The organism is Streptomyces sp. NPDC007162 (genome assembly GCF_040634175.1).
In the GTDB taxonomy this organism is placed as follows: Bacteria; Actinomycetota; Actinomycetes; order Streptomycetales; family Streptomycetaceae; genus Streptomyces.
In genome coordinates this window covers 1-2,453 of sequence record NZ_JBEYFC010000857.1, presented here as the reverse complement: position 1 = coordinate 2,453, position 2,453 = coordinate 1, and the positions used below count along the sequence as shown (strand labels likewise).

Below are 2,453 nucleotides of genomic sequence, written 5' to 3'. Positions count from 1 at the left end.
GACCAGCAGTTCGGTCTGGAGCCGGGCGAGGACCGCGCCCGTGCAGTAGTGCGGGCCGTGGCCGAAGGCGAGATGCGGGTTGGGGTCCCGGTCCGGGAAGATGCGGTCCGGGTCCGGGAAGACGGCCGGGTCGCGGTTGGCGGCGAGGTAGGAGACGTAGACCGGATCGCCCGCCGCGATCCGGGTGCCGTCGGCCAGCTCGACGTCCTCCAGGGCGATCCGGGCCAGCCCGACGGTGCTGCGGTGCGGGATCCAGCGCAGCAACTCGTCCAGGACCGGCCCGCGCTCCGCCGGCCGCTCCCGCAGCCGTGCCATCAGCTCCGGCCGGGTGAGCATCAGGAAGAGCATCTGGCCGCAGTTGTGGGTCACCGCCTCGCCGCCGATCTGCAGCGGGCCGGCCAGTCCCACGGCCTCCTCCGCGTCGATCTCACCCCGCGCCACAGCGGTCCCGAGCAGCGAGTACACGTCGTCCCCGGTGCTGTCCGAGCGCGCGCGTACCGTCTCGGCGATCCACCCGTACAGCCCCTGCTTGGCCGCGTCCGCGGCCTCGGCGCCGCCCGAGGTGGAGATGATCTGCCGGGTCCAGGCGTGCACCCGCTCCCGGTCCGCCTCCGGCACCCCCATCACCTCGCTGACCACGGTGATCGGAAACGGCTCCAGGACCCGCGCGACCAGATCGGCCGGCGGGCCGTCCCGTACCACCCCGTCCACCAGTTCGTCGAGGATCTTCTGCGCCCTGGGCCGCAGCCGCTTCGTCGCGCCGACCGTGAAGGCACCGGCGACCGGCCTGCGCAGCCGGTTGTGGTCGGGCTGGTCGGCCCAGGCCAGCGAGCCGGGACGCGGCGCGAAGTGCGGGGCGAGCCGGGTCACCTGCCGACGGGTGACCTCGGCGCGGCTGAACCTCGGGTCGTTGGTGACGGTCCTGACGTCCTCGTACCGGGTGGCGAGCCACGCCCAGCCCTCGCCGAACGGCAGCCGGATCCGCGTGACGGGGCCCTCCGCCATCAGGGCGGCGAGCACCGGGTCGAAGTCGGTCCCCGCCAGATCCGGCGCGGGCCACTCCCGCACGGGCGGCGCGGCCCCCCGGACGGGCGCGGCGGCCGCGGGACAGCGGGGGCCGTCCCGCTCCGTGCCGAGGGGTGCGACCGGCTCGACCCGGGCGGCCGGGGCCGGTTCCGGGGCCGTGGGCGCGGGCGTCTCCGTGGGGGTGGGCGCGGTCGTCTCCGTGGTCATGCCTCCACCGTCGTACGGCCCTCACCCCATGTCCTGCGGGAGTGCTCCAGCCGGATGGGTCAACGGCCCGGGGCGGGACGTCCGACGGAGTCCACCAGCGCGGCGAGCGCCACGGCGAGCCGCTCCAGACCCGCATCCGCCGGACCGCCCGGCTCGGTCATGTACAGGTCCCGCCGGATCTCCACCATCAGTGCGCCGACCCGCGCATCCGTCCCGTAGTACTCCAGCGGTACGTACGTCCCGCCGAACGGACTGTCCAGCCCCGTGCCCCCGCACCCGGCGAAGGCACGGCGCGCCGCCTGCGCCAGCTCGCCAGGCGTGTGGAAGCGATCCGTCCCCAGGCACACCGGTGGCCGTGGCCCCTGCCCGTGCAGTTCGTAGGGCAGCGCCCGGCTCGGGTAGGAGTGCACGTCGATCACCACCGCCCGCCCGGTCGCCGCGAGCCGCCCGGCCACCGCTCGCGTCATCGCCTCGGCGTACGGCCGGAAGTACCGCGCGACCAACGGCTCGGGGTCGAACCCGTCGGCCCGCAGCACCTCCCGATGCGTGGTCCGCGTGTACACCGCGCCCATCCCGACGGCGAGCATCTCCTCCCGTTCGTCGGGGAACCGCTCCGGGTCCACGACGAGACGCGACAGCCGGTTGACGAACCGCCAGGGGGCGACCCCCGCCAGAGCGGCCGCCGCCTCCGCCAGCTCGGCCGTGTGCGCGTCCGTGATGTGGTCCAACTCCCGCTCCAGCGCACCGTCGTCGAGCTCGATGTCGGCCCTGACCTCGGCCGGAACCGTCCGCGCCGAGTGCGGCACGTGCAGGAGCACGGGCGACTGGTCGGCGCCGGGCAGGAGTTCGTACGACGGCTGGGACACGGGCGGCTCCGGGCATCGGTGCGGACGGTGCGGAGGATCAAGGTGCCACACCGACGGCGGCGGGACCACTCAGCCGAGCAACTCCCGCACCAGCGCGCCCACCTGCTCCGCCCCGGACGAGCAGGTCCTGCTCCTCGATGAGCAGCTTGGCGAGGGCGCCGGACGGAGGGTGGTGGCGGGGGCCGGGCCGGAGTATCAGCTCACGGCGGGACAACCCATGGTGGTGACACGCACGAAGTCCACGTGGCATGCGGACTTCACGAACTGGCGCGCAGCGCACGCGCGGACGTGGTCGTCATGGACATCCGCATGCCCGAGACGGACGGCATCGAGGGGACCCGCCTGATCGCCGCC

General features: G+C 74.5%; 2 protein-coding genes and 1 pseudogene. 1 reads left to right on the top strand and 2 read right to left on the bottom strand.

What is annotated here, in order from left to right; all coding sequences use genetic code 11:
* Window positions 1-1,233: cytochrome P450 (locus tag ABZ646_RS44980; protein WP_360533108.1), on the bottom strand; the 1,233-nt coding region annotated here is incomplete at its 3' end.
* Window positions 1,234-1,292: 59 nt separating this feature from the next.
* Window positions 1,293-2,099 carry an N-formylglutamate amidohydrolase gene (locus ABZ646_RS44975; RefSeq protein WP_360533105.1) on the bottom strand — a complete coding sequence of 269 codons (807 nt, stop codon included), beginning with the start codon at window positions 2,097-2,099 and terminating at the stop codon, window positions 1,293-1,295.
* 261 nt (window positions 2,100-2,360) lie between these two features.
* On the opposite strand from ABZ646_RS44975, the pseudogene ABZ646_RS44970 reads away from it, so the two are divergent.
* Window positions 2,361-2,453, top strand: a pseudogene (locus tag ABZ646_RS44970) (DNA-binding response regulator); the annotation flags it as partial.